Source organism: Leclercia sp. LTM14 (assembly GCF_023736175.1).
In the GTDB taxonomy this organism is placed as follows: domain Bacteria; phylum Pseudomonadota; class Gammaproteobacteria; order Enterobacterales; family Enterobacteriaceae; genus Enterobacter; species Enterobacter barmai.
In genome coordinates this window covers 47,277-73,263 of the sequence record NZ_JAIKTT010000015.1, presented here as the reverse complement: position 1 = coordinate 73,263, position 25,987 = coordinate 47,277, and the positions used below count along the sequence as shown (strand labels likewise).

The 25,987-nt window shown below is 58.1% G+C and carries 23 protein-coding genes and 2 pseudogenes; 14 read left to right on the top strand and 11 right to left on the bottom strand.

Annotated elements, in window-relative coordinates:
• Positions 1-13 precede the first annotated feature (13 nt).
• The 3 genes from glpK (at position 14) to fpr (ending at position 3,546) form a co-directional block, all read left to right on the top strand.
• Positions 14-1,522, top strand: coding sequence for a glycerol kinase GlpK (gene glpK / locus K5I40_RS22340; protein WP_039032132.1), 1,509 nt, complete (start codon positions 14-16; stop codon positions 1,520-1,522).
• A 170-nt stretch (positions 1,523-1,692) separates the two neighbouring features.
• Positions 1,693-2,703: a class II fructose-bisphosphatase gene (glpX, locus tag K5I40_RS22335; RefSeq protein WP_138370888.1), complete on the top strand. Its 1,011-nt coding sequence runs from the start codon at positions 1,693-1,695 to the stop codon at positions 2,701-2,703.
• 96 nt (positions 2,704-2,799) lie between these two features.
• Positions 2,800-3,546 (top strand): ferredoxin--NADP(+) reductase, encoded by a 747-nt coding sequence (gene fpr / locus K5I40_RS22330; RefSeq protein ID WP_223075620.1) that lies wholly within the window; start codon positions 2,800-2,802, stop codon positions 3,544-3,546.
• On the opposite strand, the gene K5I40_RS22325 is transcribed toward fpr, so the two are convergent.
• Positions 3,547-3,966 carry a DUF805 domain-containing protein gene (locus K5I40_RS22325; protein ID WP_138370890.1) on the bottom strand — a complete coding sequence of 140 codons (420 nt, stop codon included), beginning with the start codon at positions 3,964-3,966 and terminating at the stop codon, positions 3,547-3,549. It lies immediately after the preceding gene.
• Between the two features lie 113 nt (positions 3,967-4,079).
• Between K5I40_RS22325 and K5I40_RS22320 the strand changes: the two genes are divergently transcribed.
• Both K5I40_RS22320 and tpiA read left to right on the top strand, forming a co-directional pair.
• Positions 4,080-4,676, top strand: coding sequence for a DUF1454 family protein (locus K5I40_RS22320; RefSeq protein WP_223075621.1), 597 nt, complete (start codon positions 4,080-4,082; stop codon positions 4,674-4,676).
• A gap of 110 nt (positions 4,677-4,786) precedes the next feature.
• Positions 4,787-5,554 (top strand): triose-phosphate isomerase, encoded by a 768-nt coding sequence (tpiA, locus tag K5I40_RS22315; protein ID WP_223075622.1) that lies wholly within the window; start codon positions 4,787-4,789, stop codon positions 5,552-5,554.
• Between the two features lie 81 nt (positions 5,555-5,635).
• Here the strand turns inward: tpiA and K5I40_RS22310 are convergent, their stop codons facing one another.
• From K5I40_RS22310 to cpxP, 6 genes and pseudogenes are all read right to left on the bottom strand, one after another.
• The gene (locus K5I40_RS22310) at positions 5,636-6,940 is read right to left on the bottom strand and encodes an SLC13 family permease (RefSeq protein ID WP_223075623.1); all 1,305 of its coding nucleotides are present in this window, start codon (positions 6,938-6,940) and stop codon (positions 5,636-5,638) included.
• 73 nt (positions 6,941-7,013) lie between these two features.
• Positions 7,014-7,757, bottom strand: coding sequence for a CDP-diacylglycerol diphosphatase (locus K5I40_RS22305; protein WP_223075624.1), 744 nt, complete (start codon positions 7,755-7,757; stop codon positions 7,014-7,016).
• Between the two features lie 111 nt (positions 7,758-7,868).
• Entirely contained in the window at positions 7,869-8,858 is a 990-nt protein-coding gene (locus tag K5I40_RS22300; RefSeq protein WP_039032140.1) for a sulfate ABC transporter substrate-binding protein, read from the bottom strand.
• Positions 8,859-9,072: 214 nt separating this feature from the next.
• Entirely contained in the window at positions 9,073-10,035 is a 963-nt protein-coding gene (pfkA, locus tag K5I40_RS22295; protein ID WP_039032141.1) for a 6-phosphofructokinase, read from the bottom strand.
• A gap of 174 nt (positions 10,036-10,209) precedes the next feature.
• Positions 10,210-11,114 (bottom strand): annotated as a pseudogene (fieF, locus tag K5I40_RS22290) (CDF family cation-efflux transporter FieF).
• A gap of 153 nt (positions 11,115-11,267) precedes the next feature.
• Positions 11,268-11,768 (bottom strand): cell-envelope stress modulator CpxP, encoded by a 501-nt coding sequence (gene cpxP, locus K5I40_RS22285; RefSeq protein ID WP_223075625.1) that lies wholly within the window; start codon positions 11,766-11,768, stop codon positions 11,268-11,270.
• Positions 11,769-11,918: 150 nt separating this feature from the next.
• Here cpxP and cpxR point away from each other — a divergent pair, with 150 nt between their 5' ends.
• A complete protein-coding gene (gene cpxR, locus K5I40_RS22280; protein WP_039032144.1) occupies positions 11,919-12,617 on the top strand; it encodes an envelope stress response regulator transcription factor CpxR in 699 nt (232 codons plus the stop codon).
• Positions 12,614-13,986 (top strand): annotated as a pseudogene (gene cpxA / locus K5I40_RS22275) (envelope stress sensor histidine kinase CpxA). Before cpxR ends, cpxA begins: the two are co-directional and overlap by 4 nt.
• 25 nt (positions 13,987-14,011) lie before the next feature.
• Here the strand turns inward: cpxA and yiiM are convergent.
• The 4 genes from yiiM to rhaS (K5I40_RS22255) form a co-directional block, all read right to left on the bottom strand.
• Positions 14,012-14,695 carry a 6-hydroxyaminopurine reductase gene (gene yiiM / locus K5I40_RS22270; RefSeq protein WP_223075626.1) on the bottom strand — a complete coding sequence of 228 codons (684 nt, stop codon included), beginning with the start codon at positions 14,693-14,695 and terminating at the stop codon, positions 14,012-14,014.
• Positions 14,696-14,771: 76 nt separating this feature from the next.
• The gene (sodA, locus tag K5I40_RS22265) at positions 14,772-15,392 is read right to left on the bottom strand and encodes a superoxide dismutase [Mn] (protein ID WP_139563838.1); all 621 of its coding nucleotides are present in this window, start codon (positions 15,390-15,392) and stop codon (positions 14,772-14,774) included.
• Between the two features lie 185 nt (positions 15,393-15,577).
• Positions 15,578-16,426: an HTH-type transcriptional activator RhaR gene (gene rhaR / locus K5I40_RS22260; RefSeq protein WP_139563839.1), complete on the bottom strand. Its 849-nt coding sequence runs from the start codon at positions 16,424-16,426 to the stop codon at positions 15,578-15,580.
• A 74-nt stretch (positions 16,427-16,500) separates the two neighbouring features.
• Positions 16,501-17,337 (bottom strand): HTH-type transcriptional activator RhaS, encoded by an 837-nt coding sequence (gene rhaS, locus K5I40_RS22255; RefSeq protein ID WP_223075627.1) that lies wholly within the window; start codon positions 17,335-17,337, stop codon positions 16,501-16,503.
• A 303-nt stretch (positions 17,338-17,640) separates the two neighbouring features.
• Here rhaS (K5I40_RS22255) and rhaB point away from each other — a divergent pair, with 303 nt between their 5' ends.
• The 7 genes from rhaB to K5I40_RS22220 all read left to right on the top strand — a co-directional run bounded on the left by rhaB (position 17,641) and on the right by K5I40_RS22220 (position 25,950).
• A complete protein-coding gene (gene rhaB, locus K5I40_RS22250) occupies positions 17,641-19,110 on the top strand; it encodes a rhamnulokinase (protein ID WP_223075628.1) in 1,470 nt (489 codons plus the stop codon).
• Positions 19,107-20,366, top strand: a complete 1,260-nt coding sequence (gene rhaA / locus K5I40_RS22245; protein ID WP_223075629.1) for an L-rhamnose isomerase — start codon at positions 19,107-19,109, stop codon at positions 20,364-20,366. The genes rhaB and rhaA overlap by 4 nt, the downstream gene beginning before the upstream one ends.
• A gap of 96 nt (positions 20,367-20,462) precedes the next feature.
• On the top strand, positions 20,463-21,293 hold the full coding sequence (gene rhaD, locus K5I40_RS22240) for a rhamnulose-1-phosphate aldolase (RefSeq protein WP_223075630.1): 831 nt from the start codon (positions 20,463-20,465) through the stop codon (positions 21,291-21,293).
• Positions 21,294-21,374: 81 nt separating this feature from the next.
• Entirely contained in the window at positions 21,375-22,361 is a 987-nt protein-coding gene (gene rhaS / locus K5I40_RS22235) for a rhamnose ABC transporter substrate-binding protein (protein WP_032615332.1), read from the top strand.
• 81 nt (positions 22,362-22,442) lie between these two features.
• Complete coding sequence (locus K5I40_RS22230; protein WP_039032156.1) at positions 22,443-23,945, top strand: sugar ABC transporter ATP-binding protein; 1,503 nt, start codon at positions 22,443-22,445, stop codon at positions 23,943-23,945.
• Positions 23,945-24,949, top strand: a complete 1,005-nt coding sequence (locus tag K5I40_RS22225) for an ABC transporter permease (protein ID WP_156655385.1) — start codon at positions 23,945-23,947, stop codon at positions 24,947-24,949. Before K5I40_RS22230 ends, K5I40_RS22225 begins: the two co-directional genes overlap by 1 nt.
• The gene (locus K5I40_RS22220) at positions 24,946-25,950 is read left to right on the top strand and encodes an ABC transporter permease (RefSeq protein WP_039032158.1); all 1,005 of its coding nucleotides are present in this window, start codon (positions 24,946-24,948) and stop codon (positions 25,948-25,950) included. The genes K5I40_RS22225 and K5I40_RS22220 overlap by 4 nt, the downstream gene beginning before the upstream one ends.
• Positions 25,951-25,987: the final 37 nt, after the last annotated feature.

The window sequence follows — 25,987 nt, the reverse complement described above, 5'->3', positions numbered from 1 at the left end:
CGGGACCACAACTATGACCGACAAAAAATATATCGTTGCGCTCGACCAGGGCACGACCAGCTCCCGCGCTGTCGTTATGGATCATGACGCGAACATCGTCAGCGTGTCACAGCGCGAATTCGAGCAAATTTATCCGAAGCCAGGCTGGGTCGAGCACGATCCAATGGAAATCTGGGCGTCGCAAAGCTCAACGCTGGTTGAAGTGCTGGCGAAAGCCGATATCAGTTCCGACGAGATCGCAGCTATCGGTATCACCAACCAGCGTGAAACGGCCATCGTCTGGGAGCGCGAAACCGGTAAGCCGATTTACAACGCTATCGTCTGGCAGTGCCGCCGCACCGCGGATATCTGCGAGAAGCTCAAGCGCGACGGTATGGAAGAGTACGTGCGTAGCGCCACCGGCCTGGTGGTGGACCCGTACTTCTCCGGCACCAAGGTGAAATGGATCCTCGACCACGTTGAAGGCTCCCGCGAGCGGGCAAAACGCGGCGAACTGCTGTTCGGCACCGTGGATACCTGGCTTATCTGGAAGATGACCCAGGGCCGCGTCCACGTGACCGACTACACCAACGCCTCGCGTACCATGCTGTTCAACATCAACACCCTGGAATGGGATGACAAGATGCTGGAGGCGCTGGACATTCCGCGCGCCATGCTGCCGCAGGTGCGTAAATCCTCGGAAATCTACGGCCAGACCAATATCGGCGGTAAGGGCGGCACGCGTATTCCTATCGCCGGGATCGCCGGTGACCAGCAGGCGGCGCTGTTTGGCCAGCTGTGCGTGAAGGAAGGGATGGCGAAAAACACCTACGGCACCGGCTGCTTCATGCTGATGAATACCGGCGAGAAGGCGGTGAAATCGGAGCATGGCCTGCTGACCACCATCGCCTGCGGCCCGCGCGGGGAAGTAAACTACGCCCTGGAAGGCGCGGTGTTTATGGCGGGAGCTTCCATCCAGTGGCTGCGCGACGAGATGAAGCTGATCAGCGACGCCTTTGACTCAGAGTATTTCGCCACCAAGGTGAAAGATACCAACGGCGTGTACGTGGTGCCAGCCTTTACCGGGCTGGGTGCGCCGTACTGGGATCCCTATGCGCGCGGGGCGATTTTCGGCCTGACGCGTGGGGTGAACTCCAACCACATCATTCGCGCCACGCTGGAGTCGATTGCCTATCAGACCCGCGACGTGCTGGAAGCGATGCAGGCCGACTCCGGCATTCGCCTGCACGCCCTGCGTGTGGACGGCGGCGCGGTTGCCAACAACTTCCTGATGCAGTTCCAGTCCGACATTCTGGGTACCCGCGTGGAGCGCCCGGAAGTGCGTGAAGTGACGGCGCTGGGTGCGGCTTATCTTGCCGGTCTGGCGGTGGGCTTCTGGCAGAATCTGGACGAACTGCAGGAAAAAGCGGTCATTGAACGCGAATTCCGCCCGGGCATCGAAACCACCGAGCGCAACTACCGCTACAGCGGCTGGAAGAAAGCGGTGAAACGCGCCCTGGCGTGGGAAGAGCACGACGAGTAAGACAAGCCTTACCCCTTACCCCTCACCCTAACCCTCTCCCCAAAGGGGAGAGGGAACTTGAACACCCTCGCCCCTTTGGGGAGAGGGCCGGGGTGAGGGGGACCCAGCCCGCACCCCACCCCACTCTGTGATAAACTTCGTGCAATTCCTTTTGATTGCACGAGTATCTGATGAAACGTGAACTTGCTATCGAGTTTTCCCGCGTAACCGAAGCTGCCGCCCTGGCAGGCTATAAGTGGCTTGGCCGTGGCGACAAAAATACCGCTGACGGCGCAGCCGTCCACGCCATGCGCATCATGCTTAACCAGGTCAACATCGACGGCACCATCGTGATTGGCGAAGGTGAAATCGACGAAGCGCCAATGCTCTATATCGGCGAGAAAGTCGGGACCGGCAAAGGCGATGCGGTGGATATCGCCGTGGATCCGATTGAAGGCACCCGCATGACCGCCATGGGCCAGGCTAATGCGCTGGCAGTGCTGGCCGTGGGCGATAAAGGCACCTTCCTCAACGCGCCGGATATGTATATGGAAAAGCTGATTGTCGGCCCTGGCGCAAAAGGGGTTATCGACCTCAATCTGCCGCTGGCGGATAACCTGCGTAACATCGCCGCCGCGCTCAATAAACCGCTGAGCGAACTGACGGTCACTATCCTGGCTAAACCGCGCCACGATGGGGTGATTGCCCAGATGCAGCAGCTCGGCGTGCGCGTCTTCGCCATCCCCGACGGCGACGTGGCGGCCTCCATCCTCACCTGCATGCCAGACAGCGAAGTCGACGTGCTGTACGGCATCGGCGGCGCACCGGAAGGGGTGGTTTCTGCCGCAGTGATCCGCGCCCTCGACGGGGATATGCACGGGCGTCTGCTGGCGCGCCATGACGTGAAAGGGGACAGCGAAGAGAACCGCCGTATCGGCGAGCAGGAGCTGGCCCGCTGCGCGGCAATGGGGATTGCAGCCAACACCGTGCTGCGTCTGGACGATATGGCCCGCAACGATAACGTCATCTTCTCCGCCACCGGGATCACCAAAGGCGATCTGCTGGACGGCATCAGCCGCAAAGGCAACATGGCCACCACCGAAACGCTGCTGATCCGGGGTAAATCACGCACCATTCGCCGCATCCAGTCGATTCACTATCTGGACCGCAAAGATCCCGACGTGCAGACCCACATTCTGTAAAACCGTTTGATCAATTGAGCTTTCCGGCCCGCCCGGGCTGGAAATCTCCCCTCCAGGAAAGGAAGATAGATCCCGACATAAGCACAGGAGAACATCATGGCAGACTGGGTAACAGGCAAAGTTAAAAAGGTAGAGTTCTGGACCGATGCGCTATTTAGTCTCACCGTTCACGCGCCCATCCACCCCTTCACGGCGGGGCAGTTTGCCAAGCTGGGGCTGGAGATCGACGGCGAACGCGTGCAGCGCGCCTACTCCTATGTCAACGCGCCGGATAACCCGGATCTCGAGTTCTATCTTGTCACCGTCCCCGACGGCAAACTCAGCCCGCGCCTGGCGGCACTAAAACCCGACGATGAGATCCAGATTGTCAGCGAAGCCGCTGGCTTCTTCGTGCTGGATGAAGTACCCGACTGCGAAACGCTGTGGATGCTGGCGACCGGTACCGCCATCGGCCCTTACCTGTCGATCCTGCAGTACGGGCAAGACCTCGACCGCTTCAACAATATCGTGCTGGTGCATGCCGCGCGCTATGCCGCAGACCTGAGCTACCTGCCGCTGATGCAGGAGCTGCAGAAGCGCTATGAAGGAAAAGTGAAAATCCAGACGGTAGTGAGCCGCGAAACCGTCGCGGGATCACTCAACGGGCGCGTTCCTGCCCTGATTGAAAATGGCGAACTGGAAGCCGCCGTAGGTCTGAAAATGGATGCAGCCACCAGCCATGTGATGCTGTGCGGTAACCCGCAGATGGTGCGCGACACCCAGCAGCTGCTGAAAGAGACCCGGCAGATGACCAAACATTTACGCCGTCGGCCGGGCCATATGACCGCAGAGCACTACTGGTAATCAGCGGTACTTCACGTCGATCGTATCTTTACCGTATTTATTCTCGCCCTGGGTGCCAACGAACGCGCCCAGGTCGACAATCATCATCACAAAAATAACGGTGGGGATCAGCCTGCCAACCACCCACGGCAGCATGGAAGGGAGCATCGACCAGTTGCCAGCCAGCAGCATCCACGCCAGCACCACCAGCAGCGCCCACAGCCCTGAACGTCCACGATCGTGCAGACGTTTCACTAACACCGCTGCGGTCGGCCACAGCAGCGACACCAGCGCGAAGGCCGCCGTCTGGGTGCTCAGCCACGCGTTATTGGCAAAAATAAACAGAGCCAGCATGGCGACAATCCATACACCAATCCAGATCCAGAAATCACGGCGTCCAATACGCCCTTTGAATGCAAACAACCACTGCTGTATGGTCATGTCAGGTTCCTTAAAATCATTGCGGAGCGTAGTTTACCCTGGAGTCGCATCCTTTTGACAAGCCAGCCGGATCCCGTTTTAATCGTGGGCAGTAACATTCAGAGACTTTATTGATGAAGATGTGGCGTCACCTTATTTGGCTGGGTTTAACACTGTTAAGTGCGAGCTTTTCTCTGCGTGCTGCCGAGACCTCCGCACCGGCTACCGCACCCTACGTGATGCCGGGCGCGCCGACGTTCGATCAGTCCATTAGCCTGTTCCGTGAAACCTTTAATCAGGATAATCCAACCCTGCCGCTGAGTGAGTTTCGCTCCATCGACGGCGCCCGCGATACCCCGAACCTGACCCGGGCTGCCAGCAAAATTAATGAGAATCTGTACGCCTCCACAGCGCTGGAGCGTGGAACCCTCAAAATTAAGAGTATGCAGATCACCTGGCTGCCGATTCAGGGGCCGGAACAGAAAGCCGCCAAAGCGAAAGCGCTGGAGTATATGAGCGCAATTTTGCGGGCGTTTACTCCGGCGCTGACCAAATCCCAGAGCCAGCAAAAACTGCAAAAGCTGCTTACCGCCGGTAAAAACAAACGCTACTACGCCGAAACGGAAGGCGCGGTTCGCTATGTGGTGGCAGATAACGGCGAAAAGGGGCTGACCTTCGCTGTTGAACCGATTAAGCTGGCGTTATCTGAGACTCTTGGCGGCTCGAATTAATGACAAAAAGCAAAGCCTTTCGAGGGAAAATCTCTATACTGATTCACAGACCATGCTGCCCAATCGGGTGGCCATATTCCTTAATTCGCTCTTGAGCGTGGAGAATTGAAATGCGACATCCTTTAGTGATGGGTAACTGGAAACTGAACGGCAGCCGCCACATGGTAAACGAACTGGTAGCTAACCTGCGTAAAGAGCTGGCTGGCGTGACTGGCTGTGCTGTTGCTATCGCTCCGCCGGACATGTACCTGGATATGGCTAAGAAAGCGGCTGACGGCAGCCACATCGTTCTGGGTGCTCAGAACGTTGACGTTAACCTGTCTGGCGCGTTCACCGGTGAAACCTCCGCTGAAATGCTGAAAGATATCGGCGCGAAATACATCATCATCGGCCACTCTGAGCGTCGCACCTATCACAAAGAGTCCGACGAGTTCATCGCTAAGAAATTCGCGGTGCTGAAAGAGCAGGGTCTGATCCCGGTTCTGTGCATCGGTGAAACCGAAGCAGAAAACGAAGCGGGCAAAACTGAAGAAGTGTGCGCACGTCAGATCGACGCAGTGCTGACCACTCAGGGCGCGGCAGCGTTTGAAGGCGCGGTCATCGCTTACGAGCCAGTATGGGCGATCGGTACCGGCAAATCTGCAACCCCAGCACAGGCTCAGGCCGTTCACAAATTCATCCGTGACCACATTGCGAAAGCCGACGCGAAAGTTGCTGAGCAAGTGATCATCCAGTACGGCGGTTCCGTAAACGCAGCAAACGCCGCTGAGCTGTTCACCCAGCCGGACATCGACGGCGCGCTGGTTGGCGGCGCATCCCTGAAAGCAGACGCTTTCGCGGTGATCGTTAAAGCAGCAGAAGCCGCTAAACAGGCGTAATTGCCTTTGTGGCGGGTGGCGCTTCGCTAATCCGCCCTACGGTTCTGTAGGCCCGGTAAGCGCCAGCGCCACCGGGCTTTTTTACAGCCGTCCCAACATGCTAAACCACAGATAATCCAGCGGCAGCAGCACCAGATACGTTGCCACCGCCAGCGCCAGACAGAGCAGCATCCCCGCCCGCGCAGGCACCCTTCCCAGCCCCATCGCCACCACAATCGGCGACGCCTGATACGGCAGCAGCGGCGTGGAATACCCCAGCACCTGAATCATGATCACCGATAATAACGGAAAGCCGGTGGCATCCGAGAAGCTTTGCGCCAGCGTGGTGTACAGGGCCGGCACGCCGTTGGCAGTCATGATGAAGTTCAGCGCGGTGGTGATGCCGGTCAGCGCGAGGAAACTGGTGAACGGCGCGTCGGCATCCAGCGGCATCACCCGCATCAACGCCTCACCCACGGCATTGCCAATCCCGGTTTGCGTCACGGTGATCGCCAGCCCCAGAATGCCCGCCACGTAGATACAGGTGCGCATATTCACCCCGGCCGAGAACTCCTCCCCGGTAATAAAACCCACGCGCGGCAGCATCACCACAACCGACGCCGCAAGCCCCGTCCACGCCGGGCCAATGCCGTGCCAGCTTTCGGTCACCCACATCACCAGCACCACCGCCAGCAGCCAGGCGAGGCGTTTTTCGTCGCGGCCCATGGGCTCCGACGGAGTCAGATCCTGCGCCGGTTTGGGCGCACCAGGAAACAGCCAGCAAATCAGGCCGATCAGAATCAGGCCCTTGAGAATGCCCAGCACCGGGGTATGCAGCAGCAGGTACGGAACATAGTTGAGATGGATCCCGTACGAGCCCTCCGCCGCCCCGCTCATCACCAGATTGGGCACGTTGGCAGGCAGGATAGTGGCCGACAGCTGGAAGGTGCCAAACCCCACCGCCAGCGCCAGGCCGAACCATGCCCGGGAGCCGTCGACAATGCCCGCCCGCTTCGCCATCGCCGCCACAATGGGCATCAGCAGCGCAATACGCCCCATGTTGGAAGGCATAACAAACGCCAGCGCATAGGTGAGCAGCACCACGCTTGCCACCATCAGCGGCCAGAAGTCGGTCAGCCTGGAGGATAATGCCCGCGCCGCCCTGTCCGCCAGCCCGGTTTTGCGGATCGCCACGCCCAGCACAAACCCGCTGAATACCAGCCAGAACGCCGACGATGCAAAACCGCCAAAGATCACCTCTGGCGGCGCAATTCTGGCGATCATCGCCGCGGTAAAAAACAGCAGCGCGGTGATAAATTCCGGCAGCAGCGAGGTGGCCCAGAGCACAATAGTGACGCCGACGATCAGCGAGGGCAGAAACAGCGGATGAGTTAACCAGAGCGACATACCTGTCTCCTGTAGAATTTTTCAGCAAGTCTACGGCGACAGGCAGGGCGAGTAAACGCTATTTATGGTGGGGTCAATTCAGGATATCGCATTGATGATCCTGCAATTCCTCAGCAGATGCGCGGTTAAGCGTCAGCAGATTTCGCTCGGTTGCCAGCAGCACAAACGACCCGTCGGACTGCTGCGCCATCGCCAGCGCAAAACGCCCCATATGGTCGCGCGCTTCCGGCAGCTCTTCTGCCAGCATCATAAACGGACTGCGCTTCACCAGCTCAGCCTCCGTTACCCGACGCGCCAGATACTCATGCCCTTCCAGCCCGCCGGGGAACGGCAGCCACTGGGTGCTGATTTGGCCCTGATTCGCATTGAGCTTCTCGCGCACGTCCGGGCGCAGGCAGGAGATGTGGATATGAAAATGGTTTTGCGTGCGACCGGTCGGGGAGTTAATGGTCAGCGAAACCGCGCTGTCAGGCACGCTGCTCCCCTGCTTCATGCTCATAAAGTTGCGCGACTGCCACGCCAGCCAGAAGAAATTCGGCGTATGGGCCTCGATCAGAAGCGGGCTTTCGGTACCGTTGATGCGGTACGTTGGCATCAGCAGATACTGCAGCGGCCCGTTGCGGTCTTTAAACACCACATATCCCGCATCCGTCTTAACCTGCGCGCAGGGTGCCGGGTTACGGTTTTGCATCTGATTGGGCACACACTGGTCAAGAACGATATGCCGTAGCGCATTTGGGTTACCCGTTTTCATCCACAGCCAGCCGCCCGCAGCGAGTACGATGATAACCAGCACCAGCACGATTATTTTTTTCACAGCGCGTTACCTGTATCCATCTGAAGTGAAAGAGTAACGCATAAAGATGACCAAATAAAAAACCCGGCGGATTTCTCGCACCGGGTCACCGTGTCGTTCTTTAAGAGACAATTAACGCTGGTTGATCTGATCGAAGGTGCCGCCATTCGAGAAGTGATCTTTCTGCGCTTTCGTCCAGCCGCCGAAGACCTGATCGATAGTGAACAGCTTCAGTTTCGGGAACGCGTTCTCATATTTCTTCGCCACCGCCTCATCACGAGGACGGTAGAAGTTCTTCGCGGCGATCTCCTGGCCTTCCGGGGTGTAAAGGTACTTCAGGTAGGCTTCCGCCACGGCCTGGGTGCCTTTCTTGTCCACCACTTTGTCGACAACGGAGACGGTTGGCTCAGCCAGAATGGATTCGCTTGGGGTAACGATTTCAAACTTGTCTTTGCCCAGCTCGTTGGTTGCCAGCAGCGCTTCGTTTTCCCACGCAATCAGCACATCGCCGATGCCGCGTTCAACAAAGGTATTGGTCGCGCCGCGCGCACCGGAATCAAGCACTTCGACGTTCTTAAACAGCGCTTTTACGAACTCCTGAGCCTTAGCCTGATCGCCATTGTTCTGGTGCAGGGCGTAACCCCATGCCGCCAGATAGTTCCAGCGTGCGCCGCCAGAGCTTTTTGGGTTCGGGGTGATGACCGACACGCCCGGCTTAACCAGATCGTTCCAGTCATGGATCTGTTTCGGGTTGCCTTTGCGCACCAGGAACACGATGGTGGAGGTATAAGGTGCAGAGTTGTCCGGCAGGCGTTTGATCCAGTTTTTATCGATACGGCCGCGTTCTGCAATGGCATCCACGTCATACGCCAGCGCCAGGGTCACGACGTCGGCTTCGATACCGTTAATCACCGAGGTCGCCTGCTTGCCGGAGCCGCCGTGAGACTGGCGGATCACGACGTTATCGCCGGTTTCCTGTTTCCAGTGTGCGGCAAACGCTTTGTTGTACTGATCGTACAGCTCACGTGTCGGATCGTAAGAAACGTTCAGTAACTGGATATCCTTTGCCAGAACGCTGGTCGATGCCAGCAATAAAGTTAACCCCACGCCCCATTTGTTCATCGTCCAACTCTCTTAATGTTGTGTTTGATGAATGCAGCGTGCCAGAAAGCGAACCAATGATTAAAGAATAAAAAAAGATTGGCTATAACTTGCGGGAATAAAAAGCGGTATTGTGCACAGAAAAAAGCCCGGTGGCGCACAGCGATCCGGGCCTACGAACCCTGCTTTTGTAGGCCGGGTAAGGCGCAGCCGCCACCCGGCAACAAACAGCTGATTAGTACAGCTTTTTCGCGCAGTCCAGCCAGTCACCTTTGAACGGACGCTTCATGTTTTCGATAGCGTCGATGATGTCATGGTGAACCAGTTTTTCGTTCTGAATACCGACGCAACGACCGCCGAAGCCCTGCTGCAGCAGCTCAATCGCGTAGGCACCCATACGGGAAGCCAGGATACGGTCGTAAGGACCCGGTGAGCCGCCGCGCTGGATGTGGCCGAGAACGGTAGCGCGGGTTTCGCGTTTGGTTTCGGTTTCGATGTACTTCGCCAGCTCGTCCACGTCGCAGATGTGCTCGGTGATGGCAACGATAGCGTGTTTCTTACCTTTGGCGATACCGGCTTTGATTTCTGCCACCAGGTCTTCACGGCTGAATTCCACTTCCGGAACCACCACGAACTCACAGCCGCCAGCAATCGCTGCCGCCAGGGTCAGGTCGCCACAGTAGCGGCCCATTACTTCAACGATTGAGATACGCTGGTGAGAAGAAGAGGTGTCGCGCAGACGGTCAATCGCTTCAACAACGGTACCCAGCGCAGTGAAGTAACCGATGGTGTAGTCGGTACCTTTAATGTCGTTGTCGATGGTGCCTGGCAGACCGATGCACGGGAAGCCCATTTCAGTCAGGCGTTTTGCACCCATGTAGGAGCCGTCGCCGCCGATAACAACCAGCGCGTCCAGGCCACGTTTTTTCATGTTCTCGATAGCCACTTCACGGATGCGCTCGTCGCGGAATTCCGGGAAGCGTGCGGAGCCCAGGAAGGTGCCGCCACGGTTAATCATGTCGGAAACACTGTAGCGGTCGAGCTGCACCATACGATCTTCATACAGGCCCAGATAACCGTCATAGATACCAAAAACTTCCAGACCTTCCGTCAACGCAGCACGAACCACGCCACGAATTGCTGCGTTCATGCCGGGCGCATCACCGCCGCTTGTCAACACACCGATTTTCTTAATCATGACTACCTCTGAACTTAGGAATGCAAAAATGAAATCTGTTGCCGGAAGACGTCTATCGACCAACGAATACTGCAAATAGTATATCAACCACTTCCAGCTGAATTGATTCAGGTCAGACCAAATGGCGGTTATTTTTCCACAAAATGCTGCCCTGGTTCACTTTTTTACAACGAATTACGAAAGCTCAAAATGTCCATTGCCTGGCTTAGGTACGACTGAGCAGGGATCCTGGTGAATAATGACGTCTGACCCCGGGAAACGCTGCAAAATCGCCTGCTCAACCTGCTCAGCCACCAGATGTGCCTGAACGAGCGGCAGGTTATCTTCCATTTCTAAATGAATCTGAATAAAGCGGGTCGGCCCTGACTGCCGCGTGCGAAGATCGTGAGCGCCACTGACGCCTGGCCAGGAGGTCACAATTTCAAAGATTTCATGCCGTTCTGCGTCTGGCAGTGCGCGATCGAGCAGCGATTGCACCGCATCGTACCCCATACGTAACGCACTGTATAAAATATAGAATCCAATCCCTAACGCAAACAGCGCATCGGCCCGGTGCCAGCCATACCAGGCCAGACCGAGCGCAATAAGAATCGCGCCGTTCATCATAACATCAGACTGATAATGAAGCATATCCGCCCGTACCGCCTGACTTTGGGTTTTGCGTACCACCCAGCGCTGAACGTTACCAGAACTAATGTGCTTATAAGTGCAATTATTGTCACCACTACGCCAACGCCGGGATCTTTCATTGGCGACGGGGTATACAGGTGCTGAATACCGGTCAAAAAGAGAAACAGCGCCGAACCGGAGATAAACATACTTTGCGCCAGCGCCGCCAGCGACTCCGCTTTGCCATGGCCAAAGGTATGCTCTTCATCTGCCGGCTGCAGAGAGTAGCGCACCACCCAGAGGTTAGTGACCGAGGCGGCAATATCCACCAGGGAGTCGACCAGCGCCGCCAGAATACTGACCGAACCGGTATACCACCACGCGAAGATTTTAATCACTAACAGGCACGACGCCATGATCGTCGCGGCGATTGCGGCCCGGCTGACCAGCCGTCCATAGGATTGATTCATAAACACTCCTGTCATGCTATGCCGCTAGTATAACGGATGCAGGGGAGTCAATAAGATGAATAAAGGGTTAACGCATTTTAATGATGGGCAAAAAAAACCCCCTCATCATGAGGGGGAAGACAGGGATGGTGTCTATGGCAAGGAAAACAGGGTCTACTGGTTACTACGGGTATTGCTACTAAAAAGCGTCGATTCGGCGTTCTTCTGCATCCGTGCAACCTCGCGCAACTGATCCATACGTTGCTGGTGTTTCTGGTTCAAAACCGCTTGCTGCTCTGGCGTTAACAGGTGAAACATCTGGTTGCGGACCCGGGCCATCTCGACCTGGCGGGCAACCTGTTCCTGCGCCATCTTATCTGCCTGAGCGCGTACAGCGTTTTCGTCAAAATTTTCTGCGGTGACAAGGCGATGCATTGTCTCCATTTCGCTAACATTAACAGGGGGCTGTTCATGCCGGGCCCGCTGCATCAGATCTCGCATCTGTTGACGCTGATGTTCGGTTAAACTTATGCCGTCAAACATATGGCCCTGGCCGCTTTGCTGCGCAATACCCTCTGCTGAGGAACGGTTATCGCCGGTGATAGCTCCAGCAGCCTGGCTAAATGCACTAAACGCCAGCGTTGAGGCCATGACGGCAGCGGTAACTATGCGCATCACTTACTCCCAAAATCTTTCGTGTCGCGATTCAACGAGAGACAGTCTACGATTCAGGCTGCAAACATGCGTCAGGGGGTGTAAAACAACGTAAAGTCATGGATTAGAGAGCCTTGATGACGTAATTTCTGCCTCGGAGGTATTTAAACAATGAATAAAATCCTGTTAGTTGATGATGACCGAGAGCTGACATCCCTTTTAAAGGAGTTGCTCGACATGGAAGGCTTTGACGTGTCGGTTGCCCATGATGGGGAACAGGCGCTGAGTCTACTCGACGATAGCATCGACTTGCTTTTGCTCGACGTCATGATGCCGAAGAAAAACGGTATCGACACCCTTAAAGAGCTGCGCCAGACACACCAGACACCTGTCATTATGCTGACCGCACGCGGCAGCGAACTTGACCGCGTACTCGGCCTTGAGCTGGGCGCGGATGACTATCTGCCTAAACCTTTTAACGACCGCGAACTGGTTGCCCGTATACGTGCGATCCTGCGTCGTTCCCACTGGAGCGAGCAGCAGCAGAACACCGACAACGGCTCACCAACGCTCGAAGTGGACTCCCTGAGCCTGAACCCAGGCCGCCAGGAAGCCAGCTTTGACGGCCAGGCGCTGGAGCTGACAGGCACCGAATTCACCCTGCTCTACCTGCTGGCACAGCATCTCGGCCAGGTGGTATCGCGTGAACATCTGAGCCAGGAAGTGCTGGGTAAACGCCTGACGCCTTTCGACCGCGCCATTGATATGCACATTTCCAACCTGCGCCGTAAATTGCCGGAACGCAAAGACGGTCACCCGTGGTTTAAAACCCTGCGTGGACGCGGTTATCTGATGGTTTCCGCTTCATGATAGGCAGCTTAACCGCCCGCATCTTCGCCATTTTCTGGCTGACGCTGGCACTGGTTTTAATGCTGGTTTTGATGTTGCCAAAACTCGACTCACGCCAGATGACGGAGCTCCTCGACAGCGAGCAACGTCAGGGTGTGATGATCGAGCAACACGTAGAAGCAGAGCTGGCCATCGATCCGCCCAACGATTTGATGTGGTGGCGCAGGCTATTTCGCGCGATTGAAAATGGGCGCCTCCCGGGCAGCGCCTGCTGCTGGTCACCAGCGAAGGCCGTGTGATTGGTGCGGACCGCAATGAAATGCAGATCATCCGTAACTTCATTGGCCAGGCCGATAATGCCGATCATCCGCAGAAGAAGAAATACGGTCGTGTGGAGATGGTGGGGCCGTTCTCCGTCAATGACGGGGAGGATAATTACCAGCTCTACCTGATTCGCCCGGCGAGCAGTTCCCAGTCCGACTTTATCAACCTGCTGTTCGACCGCCCGCTGTTGCTGCTGATTGTCACCATGCTGGTGAGTTCACCGCTGTTGTTATGGCTCGCCTGGAGTCTGGCGAAGCCGGCTCGCAAACTGAAAAACGCTGCGGATGAAGTGGCGCAGGGCAACCTGCGACAGCATCCTGAGCTGGAAGCCGGGCCGCAGGAGTTCCTGGCGGCGGGTGCCAGCTTTAATCAGATGGTAACGGCGCTGGAGCGGATGATGACCACCCAGCAGCGCCTGCTCTCGGATATCTCCCACGAACTGCGCACTCCGTTAACGCGCCTGCAGCTGGGTACTGCCCTGCTGCGTCGTCGCAGCGGTGAGAGCAAGGAGCTGGAGCGTATCGAAACGGAGGCGCACCGTCTGGACAGCATGATCAACGACCTGCTGGTGATGTCACGCAATCAGCAAAAAAACGCCCTGGTCAGCGAAACGGTGAAAGCCAACCACCTGTGGCATGAGGTGCTGGATAACGCGGCATTCGAAGCGGAGCAGATGGGGAAATCCTTCACCGTCAACTTCCCGCCGGGCCCGTGGCCGCTGTACGGTAACCCCAACACGCTGGAAAGCGCGCTGGAGAATATCGTCCGTAACGCCCTGCGCTATTCGCATACCAAAATCGAGGTGGCGTTCTCGGTGGATAAAGACGGCATCACCATTAACGTGGATGACGATGGTCCTGGCGTCAGCCCGGAAGATCGTGAGCAGATTTTCCGTCCGTTCTACCGTACCGACGAAGCCCGCGACCGTGAATCTGGCGGCACCGGGCTGGGTCTGGCGATTGTCGAGACCGCCATGCAGCAGCATCGCGGCTGGGTCAAAGCGGACGACAGCCCGCTCGGTGGGCTGCGGTTAACCCTCTGGCTGCCGCTCTACAAACGTTCGTAACTGTTGTGCCGGGTAGCGGCTTCGCTTACCCGGCCTGGTTTCCCCACAATCTCCGGGAATTGTCTTCAATCTTGTTGCTAAGACGCCGCTTCTGCATGGTTCGCGTCCAGCTGGTCGACAGGCCCGCCGCAGACAGCAGGCGCTGATACTGTTCGTCGTCAAAGGGCATATGCCAGGCGATGGCGCAGGCGTCATGCACCGAAACGTCGCTCAGGCGGGAGACGAGCGTCAGCGGCGCATCCGCCGATACCTGCCCTGCCAGCACCACGCGATAGAGCCAGCCGGTTTTCGCCGCGTTCTGCATTTGCGTGGCCATGTCGTTAATGCCGAAATGGAAGTTGAGCTTGAAGCAAGGGGAACGCGGCTGGGTCACCTGGATCAGGGCCTCGCCCCAGCGAAAGATATCGCCGATAAAGACGTTCTTCTCCGTCAGCCCCTCGGTTGACAGGTTTTCGCCAAACGCCGGAGCGACGAACAGATCGGCCTGAGCGGGATATTCGCTCGCCCAGTGCTGATAATGCTCGCGCGGATAGTGACACAGCGCGCGCTCTGGCCCGCCGTGGATTTTCTTTTCCGCCTGCTCATCGCCCGCCAGACCCAGCTCGGTTAACGTCAGTTCGCCATCAACCTGCAGTTTGGCAATCGCGCTCGGGCGGCTACCCTCGTAGTCCCTTATTTTTCCGGTGAATACATTAACGGGATAGTCCATCGCGGCTCCTTGTGCAGATTGTGGGTATAAAAAAAGCGAGTCATCAGACTCGCTTCTCACAGAAGGCTTTGCAACCTTATTTTTTAGCAGCGAAACGTGCCGCAGCTTCGTCCCAGTTTACAACGTCCCAGAAGGCTTTGATGTAGTCCGGGCGACGGTTCTGGAATTTCAGGTAGTAAGCATGTTCCCACACGTCCAGGCCCAGGATTGGGAAGCCGGATGCGCCAGAGATCGCTTCACCCATCAGCGGGGAGTCCTGGTTAGCAGTAGAAACGACCGCCAGCTTGTCGCCTTTCAGAACCAGCCACGCCCAGCCAGAGCCGAAACGGGTAGCAGCCGCTTTTTCGAACTCAGCTTTGAAGTTCTCAACGGAGCCGAAGTCGCGCTCGATAGCGGATTTCAGGTCGCCCTGCAGGGTAGTGCCGGTTTTCAGGCCTTTCCAGAAGAAGCTGTGGTTAGCGTGGCCGCCCGCGTTGTTACGCAGTACGGTTTTCTTGTCAGCTGGCAGTTGATCCAGTTTGGTGATCAGCTCTTCAGCGGACAGGTTGGCGAATTCTGGCAGGCTTTCCAGCGCCGCGTTGGCGTTGTTAACGTAAGTCTGGTGGTGTTTGGTGTGATGGATCTCCATCGTCTGCTTGTCGAAATGCGGCTCAAGGGCGTCGTAAGCGTACGGCAGGGATGGCAGGGTATAGCTCATAATCATCTCCATTATTGTCGGGCGGCAAACGTGTTAATGCCGCGTAAGCAGTTGGTTCATTATAGTTAATTAAATGATATTGAAAATGTTTATCAATGCCGTAGTTTTAATAAGGTTATAACTTTTCGTTATGTCACTGATCTGGCGGGGCGTGTGGAGAACTCAGGGGGTTGGTGAATATTCTATTACGCTGCGTTATGGCTGCGATGCCGCCACTGAACCGGGGTCATCCCCACTTCGCGGTTAAACACCACCGAGAAGTAGTTGCTGTCCTCAAAGCCGCACTGCATGGCCACTTCGCTGACCATCAGCTCGGTATGCTGCAGCAGATACTGCGCATGGCAGATGCGCAGCTGGCGCAGATAGTGGTTAACCGTCATGCCGGTCTGGGTACGGAACTGCTGGCGCAGAGCGCGCTCGCTGCACTGCTCCTGCTCGCAAAACTTCTCCAGCACAAAGCTGCGGTTCAGGCTGCCGGAAAGCGCAGTGATCAGCTTATCCAGCAGCGCTTCCGGCTCGCTGGCTTCGGGGTTATCCGGGGCGTAGCGGTAGCGTCTGAGCATGATCGTCAGCTGGGCAAACAGCAGTTCCGCCAGTTCAAACGCATGAGGGTCGTCCTTCAGGCTCTCCTGCTCCAGCTGGGCGATGACCTGGCGCACCTGAGCCATGCCGTTGCTGCCGAGCCGCCAGTGCGCCGCGCCGCGGGCATTCAGAAAGCCGGGGATGTTGGCCCCCCAGTCCACGTTGAGCTTCAGCCGGTCGGGGCAGTAGATGATGTTCTGCAGCACCAGATCGTTCACCGAGGCGTAGGAGTGTTTGTCCTCGGCGCGGATATAAAACAGGTCGCCGCGGGTGATGCGATAAGGGCGATCGTTGAGGATATGCAGGCCGTTGCCGCGCCACACCAGCACCAGCTCGCAGAAATCATGGGTGTGTTCGGCAAAGACATTTTGCGGATAGCGGTCCGCCACCGCGACGGCCTGAGCAGCGGATGCAAAAAAATCGGCTCTGCGAAGAATCAACTGTCCTGCCACGTCACAACCTCTACCGGGGAATAACCTGACATTATTACCCGCTTTGCGGCAATAAAACGGTGATTTTCCTCGCGTTACTGAAGGGAGGCATCCCGGCCCTGGCGAATATCGCGCGGCGACCAGTTGAACTCCCGGCGAAACAGGGTCGAAAAGTGGTTACTGTCGCCAAAACCGCAGCGATAGGCGATATCCGTGACGCTATCATCGGTATGGCGCAGCAGATGGCGGGCTTTGATCAGCCGCAGACGGTTCAGGTAGCGCTGAGGCGTCTGACCGGTGTGCTGCTTCAGCTGACGATGCAGGGTGCGCAGCGACAGCGAGAAGTTATCCGCCAGCGTCTCCCAGCAGACATCCTCCGCATAGTGATCTTCCAGCCAGGCCATCAGCTGATTGAGCCGGGCGTCGTTATTCGCGGCCCCTTCAACCAGACTGCCCCGGCGCAGCAGCACCAGCAGCTGCATAAACAGGATTTCGCGGCTGGCGAGGGCGTGAGTCTCCAGGCCCTCTTCCGACTGCTCCATCTGGCTTACCAGCTGACGCACCTGTTGCAGCGTGGCCTGGTTCACCCGCCAGTGTGACGGATAATGGCCATCCTGCTCCTGAGGCAACAGCTGGTTCAATCCCGACAAAAACTGGAACGCTTCCGGAGAGCGATAGAGCACATTTGTCAGGCACAGGTTGTCGGTATGTTCGTACATGTGCCGGTCGTGATCGCGCACAAAGCACACCGTCCCGCCGCTGATGGTGTACGGCTGCCCGTTAAAGACATGGATGCCCGTCCCGTGCTCCACGATCACAATCTCATGAAAATCATGATGATGTTCCGGAAACGCAGCCTGGGGCAGCCGCGGCTCAATCGCCACAGGCGAGTGGCCTGAAGGGAAAAAATCCACGCTGTGCAGTACGGTCATAACGGGTCACCACCAGATGATAAGAGTTCTCAAAATAGTAATTTAGGGTTCCCCGGCTCACCTTAAATTTTCGACAGCAAATGGCGCAAACCCTGTCGCTTTTTCAAGAAACGGCGGGAAAGATCCGGAAATGCGGACACCGTCACACCGCCTGTTTTTGCCGCTAAAAACCGAAATTGTGAACTCTCTCACGTTCATCTTTGAATTCTTGCCAGCGCCTGAAATGCGCTGTCACTGGCAAGAAGGTCGCTTTCCCTTCCCTTTTTTACACTCACCGGCAATGACTTCAATAAGGATCGGACCATGACTTTCCGCCATTGCGTGGCTGTCGATTTAGGTGCCTCCAGCGGCCGGGTGATGCTGGCAAGCTACCAACGCGAGGAGCGCACGCTTGTGCTTCGCGAAATCCACCGTTTCATTAACTGCCTGCAGAAGCAGGACGGTTTTGACTGCTGGGATATCGACACTCTGGAAGCGGAGATCCGCACCGGGCTGAATAAGGTATGTGAAGAAGGCATTCGCATCGACAGCATCGGGATTGATACCTGGGGCGTGGATTACGTGCTGCTGGACAGCAACGGCCAGCGCGTGGGCCTGCCGGTCTCCTACCGCGATGACCGCACCGACGGAGTGATGACGCACGCCCTGGAGCAGCTCGGCAAAGCGGAGATCTATGGCCGCAGCGGCATTCAGTTCCTGCCCTTTAATACGCTCTATCAGCTGCGCGCCCTGGTGGAACAGCAGCCGGAGCTGGTGGCGAACGTCGCCCACGCCCTGCTGATCCCGGACTACTTCAGCTACCGCCTCACCGGCCAGATGAACTGGGAATATACCAACGCCACTACCACCCAGCTGGTGAACATTAATTCCGATAACTGGGACGAGAACCTGCTCAGCTGGACCGGCGCGTCGCGCGACTGGTTTGGCACCCCGACCCATCCCGGCAATGTGATCGGTCACTGGATCTGCCCGCAGAAGCATGCCATCCCGGTGGTGGCCGTGGCCAGTCACGATACCGCCAGCGCGGTGATTGCCGCGCCGCTGGCCTCAAAGGATGCGGCGTATCTCTCCTCCGGCACCTGGTCGCTGATGGGCTTTGAGAGCAAAACCCCTTATACCAGCGATAGCGCCCTGGCGGCCAACATCACCAATGAGGGCGGCGCAGAGGGTCGCTACCGGGTGCTGAAAAACATTATGGGCCTGTGGCTGCTGCAGCGGGTGCTGAAGGAGCAACGCATCAGCGACCTGGCGACCCTGATTAGCGAGACGGAAGCCCTGCCGGCGTGCCGTTTCCTGATCAACCCTAACGACGACCGCTTTATCAATCCGGCCAACATGAGCGCCGAGATCCAGGCCGCCTGCCGCGACACCGCCCAGCCGGTGCCGGAGAGCGCCGCCGAACTGGCGCGCTGCATCTTCGACAGCCTCGCCCTGCTGTATGCCGAGGTGCTGCACGAGCTGGCGACCCTGCGCGGGAAGCCGTTCAGCGAGCTGCACATTGTCGGCGGCGGCTGCCAGAACCAGCTGCTCAACCAGCTGTGCGCCGACGCCTGCGGCATTCCGGTGTTAGCCGGGCCGGTTGAGGCCTCGACCCTCGGCAATATCGGCATCCAGCTGATGACTCTGGATGAGCTGACCAACGTCGACCAGTTCCGCCAGGTGGTGACCGGCAACTACGGCCTGACCACCTTTAACCCGAATCCCGATCATGAGATTGCCCGCTACCAGGCGCAGTTTCAGCAACAACGACCGACTAAGGAGCTTTGCGCATGACCACTCAACTTGAACAAGCCTGGGAACTGGCTAAACAGCGTTTCGCCGCCGTGGGCGTGGATGTCGAGGAGGCTCTGCGTCAGCTCGACCGTCTGCCCGTCTCTATGCACTGCTGGCAGGGCGATGACGTCGCCGGTTTTGAGAACCCGGGCGGCGCGCTGACCGGCGGGATCCAGGCCACCGGTAACTATCCGGGCAAGGCGCGTAACGCCGCCGAACTGCGTGCCGATCTGGAGCTGGCCCTGAGCCTGATCCCAGGGCCGAAACGCCTGAATCTGCACGCCATCTATCTGGAGTCCGACGAGCCCGTCGAGCGTAATGCCATCAAGCCGGAACATTTTAAGAACTGGGTTGAATGGGCAAAAACCAACAAGCTGGGGCTGGATTTTAACCCCTCCTGCTTCTCGCATCCCCTGAGCGCCGACGGGTTCACCCTCGCCCACGCCGATGACGAGATCCGCCAGTTCTGGATCGACCACGTGAAGGCCAGCCGTCGCGTGTCGGCGTACTTTGGTGAGCAGCTGGGCACCCCGTCGGTGATGAACATCTGGATCCCGGACGGGATGAAAGACATCACCGTTGACCGCCTCGCCCCGCGTCAGCGCCTGCTGGCGGCGCTGGATGAAATCATCAGCGAAAAACTCAACCCGGCGCACCACATCGACGCCGTGGAGAGCAAGCTGTTCGGCATTGGCGCCGAAAGCTACACCGTCGGCTCTAACGAGTTCTACATGGGTTACGCCACCAGCCGCCAGACCGCGCTGTGCCTGGATGCGGGCCACTTCCATCCAACCGAAGTGATTTCCGACAAGATCTCCGCCGCGATGCTGTACGTGCCGCACCTGCTGCTGCACGTCAGCCGTCCGGTGCGCTGGGACAGCGACCACGTGGTGCTGCTGGATGACGAAACCCAGGCCATCGCCAGCGAGATTATCCGCCATGACCTGTTCGACCGGGTGCACATCGGCCTCGACTTCTTCGACGCCTCTATCAACCGCATCGCGGCATGGATTATCGGCACCCGCAACATGAAAAAAGCCCTGCTGCGCGCCCTGCTGGAGCCTACCGCCGAGCTGCGCGCGCTGGAAGCCGCAGGCGATTACACCTCGCGCCTGGCCCTGCTGGAAGAGCAAAAATCACTGCCGTGGCAGGCGGTATGGGAGATGTACTGCCAGCGTAACGATGCCCCGGCGGGCAGCCAGTGGCTGGATAACGTCCGGGCGTACGAGCAGGACGTTCTCAGAATTCGCAAGTAAACAACATTGCCGGGTGGCGCTTCGCTTACCCGGCCTACGTTTAGCTGTAGGCCCGGCAAGCGAAGCGCCGCCGGGCATTTTCAAAGGAAACACAGAATGCAGACCATCACTCAATCCTGGTTCGTCCAGGGCATGATCAAAGCCACCTCCGACGCCTGGCTGAAAGGCTGGGACGAGCGCAACGGCGGCAACCTGACGCTGCGCCTGGATGAAGCGGATATCGCCCCGTTTGAGGCGGATTTCCACGCCAAACCGCGCTACATCGCCCTGAGCCAGCCGATGCCGCTGCTCGCCAACACGCCGTTTATCGTCACCGGTTCCGGCAAATTCTTCCGCAACGTGCAGCTCGACCCCACCGCGAATTTAGGGGTGGTAAAAGTGGACAGCGACGGCGCGGGCTACCACATTCTTTGGGGGCTGACTGACGAAGCGGTACCAACCTCTGAACTGCCGTCCCACTTCCTCTCCCACTGCGAGCGTATCAAAGCCACCAATGGGAAAGATCGCGTGATCATGCACTGCCACGCCACCAACCTGATCGCCCTGACTTTTGTACTGGAGAACAACTCAGACGTCATCACCCGCCAGCTGTGGGAAGGCAGCACCGAGTGTCTGGTGGTGTTCCCGGATGGCGTAGGCATTCTGCCGTGGATGGTGCCGGGTACCGACGAAATCGGCGAAGCCACGGCGGCCGAGATGCAAAAACGCTCCCTGGTGCTGTGGCCGTTCCACGGCGTGTTCGGCAGCGGCCCGACGCTGGATGAGACCTTTGGTCTGATCGACACTGCCGAGAAGTCTGCCGAAGTGCTGGTAAAAGTCTATTCGATGGGTGGCATGAAGCAGACCATCACCCGGGAAGAACTGATTGCGCTGGGCAAACGCTTTGGCGTTAACCCTGTGCAGTCAGCGTTAGATCTGTACAAATAAGAACATCGCGCCCCGCTCATCGGGACGGGGCGAACCTACACCTGCAAACCCTACAAAACTCAATTAAGTGGAGTAAAAGCAATGAAAATAAAGACAAGCTTGATCCTCACCGTTGCCGCCCTGGCGTTGTCCGGTTCTGCTTTAGCTGAAGTGAAAATCGCCCTGGTGGCGAAATCGTTAGGTAATGGCTTCTTCGAAGCGGCAAACGTGGGTGCCCAGGAGGCAGCCAAAGAGTTGGGTGATGTCAAAGTGATCTATACCGGCCCGACGACCACCACCGCCGAAGCCCAGATCGAAGTGCTGAACGGGTTGATCGCCCAGGGCGTGGATGCGATCGCAATCTCCGCCAACGATCCTGATGCCGTGGTGCCGGTGCTGAAAAAAGCGATGCAGCGCGGGATCAAAGTGGTGTCGTGGGATTCCGGCGTGGCGAAAGCCGGTCGCCAGATCCACCTCAACCCGTCTAACAACGCGCTGATTGGCGAGACCAACGTCAAGCTGGCAGCTGAGGCGCTGAAAGCGCTGAACGTGGAAAAAGGCGACGTGGCGGTGCTGAGCGCCACGCCAACCTCCACCAACCAGAACACCTGGATTGCCGAGATGAAAAAGGTGCTGCCGCAGTACCCGTCCGTCAATCTGGTGACCGTGGCCTATGGCGACGATCTCTCTGACAAGAGCTACCGCGAAGCGGTAGGCCTGCTGAAAACCTACCCGGATCTGAAAGTGATCGTCTCGCCATCGTCGGTGGGCATCGTGGCGGCGGCGCAGGCGGTGAAAGATCAGGGCAAAATCGGCAAAGTATACGTCACCGGCTTAGGGCTGCCGTCTGAGATGGCCGGCGCGGTGAAATCCGGTGCCAGCAAGAGCTTCGCCATCTGGAACCCGATCGACCTCGGGTATGCCGCTACCTACTTAGCGGATGACCTGGTGAAAGGCACGGCAACCAAAGAGGAAGCCAGCATGGGTAAACTGGGCAAAGTGAAGCTGGATGCCGACGGCAGCGGCGCCATGGCCGAGCCGTTTGTTTACGATGCCAGCAATATTGATAAGTTCTCGAAAATCTTCTAACAACTTCGCCCCTCACCCCGGCCCTCTCCCCTATGGGGAGAGGGTTAGGGTGAGGGGTAATGGAATTTCTGGAGAACTATCATGACCCCATTATTGGCGCTTAACGGCATCACTAAGGTTTTCCCTGGCGTGCGCGCCCTTGAGAACGTGCAGCTTGAGCTCTGGCCCGGCAAAGTCACCGCCCTGATCGGTGAAAACGGCGCGGGCAAATCGACGCTGGTCAAAGTGATGACCGGCATTTACCAGCCCGACGCGGGCGAAATCCTCTATAAAGCGATCCCTATTCAGCTGCCAACCCCCGACTCGGCGCATAAGGTGGGCATTACCGCCATTCACCAGGAGACCGTGCTGTTCGATGAGCTGTCGGTCACCGAAAACATTTTTGTCGGCCAGTACCTCTATAAAGGCATTTTCAAAAAGCTCGACTGGCCGGAGATGCACCGCCGGGCGCAGGCGATCCTCACCCGTCTGGAGGTGCAGATTGATCCGCGCGCGACGCTGAAAACCCTGAGCATCGCCCAGCGGCATATGGTGGCGATCGCCCGGGCGCTGTCGTTTGACGCCCAGGTGGTGATCCTCGATGAACCCACCGCCGCCCTGTCCCAGCACGAAATCCTCGAGTTCTACCAGATCGTCGAACGCTTAAAGCAGGAGGGAAAAGCCATCCTGTTTATCTCCCACAAGTTCGACGAGATTTTTGAGCTGGCGGATCACTACACCATCCTGCGCGACGGCGTGTTTGTCGGCGCCGGGGCCATCAACGACATCACCGAAGAGCGGATGGTGGCGATGATGGTGGGCCGCGCGATAACCCAGACCTTCCCGAAAGTGGAATGCGAGAAAGGCGACACCGTGCTGGAGGTGAAGGATCTCTGCCATCCGACCGAGTTCGCCAGGATCTCCTTTACCCTGCGCAAAGGCGAAATCCTCGGCTTCTACGGGCTGGTGGGTGCCGGACGTACCGAACTGATGCAGGCGCTCTCCGGTGTTTCGCGCCCCTCTTCCGGCAGCATTGTGCTGAACGGTAAAGAACAGCATTTCCGCCAGCCGGCGGACGCCATCAAAGCCGGGATCGTCTGCGTGCCGGAAGAGCGCCAGAAGCAGGGGGCGATTATTGAGCTGTCGATTGCGCAGAACATCAGCCTGCCGCAGCTCAGCAAGCTCAACGCCAACGGCGTGCTAAACGACGATCGCGAGTGGCAACTGGCGGACGAATACGCCAAACGCCTGCAGGTGAAAGCCTTTAGCTGGAAACAGGCGGTGGAGACCCTTTCCGGCGGCAACCAGCAGAAAGTGGTGATCGGCAAATGGCTGGCGACCCACCCGGACGTCATCATTCTCGATGAACCGACCAAAGGGATCGATATCGGCTCCAAGGCGGCGGTGCACCAGTTTATGTCCGAGCTGGTAGGTCAGGGGCTGGCGGTGATCATGGTCTCCTCCGAACTGCCGGAAGTGATGGGCATGGCCGACAGAATTATCGTCATGCATGAAGGGTTAATGGTGGCGGAATACCAGGCGGGGGGCGCGACGGCGGAAACCATCGTCAGCGCCGCCAGCGGTGCCAGACAGGAGGCCGCATAATGGTGCAACAACTGCTTAAACACCGCGAAGCGCTGCTGGCGGCGGTGATCGTGCTGATGGTCATCGCCATCGGTACCCGCGTCCCGTCGTTTATCGCCCCGGGCAACCTGGTGGAGATGTTTAACGACACCTCGATTCTGATCATCCTCGCTCTCGGGCAGATGATGGTGCTGCTGACCAAAGGCATCGACCTGTCGATGGCGGCAAACCTGGCCCTGACCGGGATGATTGTCGCCCTGATCAACTTTAACTATCCCGAGGTGCCGGTCTGGGTGCTGCTGATCCTGGCCACCGCCTTAGGGCTGCTGATGGGGGTCATCAACGGCCTGCTGGTGTGGAAGATGGGTATTCCGGCGATTGTGGTGACGCTCGGCACCATGAGCATCTACCGCGGGATCATCTTTTTGCTCTCCGGCGGAGGCTGGGTCAACTCTAACCAGATGGGGGCTGATTTCCTCGGCCTGCCGCGTGCGTCGGTGCTGGGCTTACCGGTACTGAGCTGGTGCGCCATTGCCGCCCTGCTGCTGGTGGGCTATTTCCTGCGCTACAGCCGCACCGGACGCGCCCTCTACACCGCGGGCGGTAACGCCACGGCGGCGTACTACACCGGGATCAACGCCGGCAAAATGCAGTTCGTCAGCTTCTGCCTCTCCGGGGCGCTGGCCGGGTTCTGCGGCTATCTGTGGATCTCGCGCTTCGCGGTGGCCTATGTCGATGTGGCGAACGGCTTCGAGCTTCAGGTGGTGGCGGCCTGCGTGATTGGCGGCATCAGCACCATGGGCGGTACGGGCCGGGTGTTGGGTTGCCTGTGCGGCGCGCTGTTCCTTGGGGTCATCAACAACGCCCTGCCGGTAATTGGCGTGTCGCCGTTCTGGCAGATGGCGATTTCCGGGACGGTGATTGTGATTGCGGTGCTGCTCAATGAACGCGGCAACAAACGCAAAGGACGGCTGATCCTGCGCGATGCGGCGCTGGCACGTCAAAAACAGGCGGTGAGATCATGAGTAAAATTATGACGTCTGAAGAGATCAAAAATACGCCCGCTGCGTCGGGCATTTTCCAGCGCCTGCTGTGCTGGGAAGGTTTTCTGCTGGCGGTCACACTGGCCGTGTTCGTGGTCAACGCGCTGGCCTCCCCTTACTTCCTTAATATCTGGAACCTGTCGGACGCCACGTTCAACTTCACCGAGAAAGCGATCATCGTGCTGCCCATGGCGATGCTGATTATCGCCCGTGAAATTGATCTGTCGGTGGCCTCCACCATCGCGCTCAGCTCCACGGTGATGGGCTTTTGCGCGGCCGCCGGGCTGGATACGCCGTTGCTGGTCTGCGTGGGATTAGGCGTGGGCCTGCTGTGCGGGCTGTTCAACGGTCTGCTGGTGACCCGCTTCAACCTGTCGTCGATTGTCATCACCATCGGCACCATGAGCCTCTATCGCGGCATCACCTACATCCTGCTGGGCGACCAGGCGTTAAACACCTGGCCGGAGAGCTTCGCCTGGTTTGGCCAGGGATACGTCTGGGGTGCGCTGTCGTTTGAGTTCGCGCTGTTTATCGTGCTGGGGGCGGTGTTCGCCTTCGTGCTGCACAAAACCAACTTCGGGCGTCGCACCTACGCCATCGGCAATAACCCGACCGGAGCATGGTATTCCGGCATCAACGTCAAGCGTCACAACCTGATCCTCTTTGCCCTGGTGGGGCTGATGGCCGGACTGGCCTCGGTGCTGCTCACATCGCGTCTGGGCAGTACCCGCCCGACCATTGCGATGGGCTGGGAGCTGGCGGTGGTGACCATGGCGGTGCTCGGCGGGGTCAATATTCTCGGCGGTTCCGGCAGCATGGTGGGCGTGATTATCGCCGCCTTCCTGATGGGGCTGGTCACCTTCGGCCTGAGCCTGCTCAACGTGCCGGGCATCGTGATGTCGGTGATTATCGGCGCGATGCTGATTGTGGTGATCTCCCTGCCGATCATCACCCGCCGGATTATGCAGCGAAGACGGATCTAAATGCCGGGTGGCACTGCGTTTACCCGGCCTACGAACC